The 585-nt window shown below is 72.3% G+C and carries 1 protein-coding gene; it reads left to right on the forward strand.

Annotated elements, in window-relative coordinates; genetic code table 11:
• Positions 1-106 precede the first annotated feature (106 nt).
• Entirely contained in the window at positions 107-460 is a 354-nt protein-coding gene (locus AC1DWF_RS36820) for a hypothetical protein (RefSeq protein ID WP_476843369.1), read from the forward strand.
• Positions 461-585: the final 125 nt, after the last annotated feature.

Genomic DNA, 585 nt, shown 5'->3' on the forward strand with positions numbered 1-585 from the left:
TCTCCAGCTTCCGCGAGTTCCCGCCGCGGCAGGAACCGGCCTCGTTCAATGTGGATCTGATCCTGCGGCAGATGAGCCAGGCCGCAGCGGCCAGCAGGGGCGCAAGGTGAGACGCAGTCACAGCCAGCGCGGATCGGCGCTGCTCGCGCTGGTCCTGCTCGCGGGCTGCGCCACCCAGTCGGGCTTCAACCAGCGCATGTCGTCCTTCGTCGGCCGCAGCGAGGGCGACCTCGTCGCCGCCCTCGGCGTGCCCGCGCGCACCTTCCAGACGCAGGAGGGCCGCCGCTTCGTGCAGTACGAGCGGCGGCGCGTGCAGGCCACCTCGCTCGGCGGCTGGGGTTGGCGCGGTGGCGGCGTGGACGTCACGACGTGGGACTGCAACGTGACCTTCGAGGTCACGGGCGGACGCGTCGAGGGCTTCACCAGCCGCGGCAACGACTGCGTCGCGACGGCGCCGTGAGCTCGTCGCCGCGCGACGCCTTCGCCGATCTCCGCGCCCGCATGGGCCGGGCCATCATCGGCCAGGAGCGGGTGATCGAGCGCCTGCTCGTGGCCCTGCTGGCTGATGGCAACGTGCTGCTGGAG

This window comes from Aminobacter sp. P4_D5 (genome assembly GCF_056401815.1).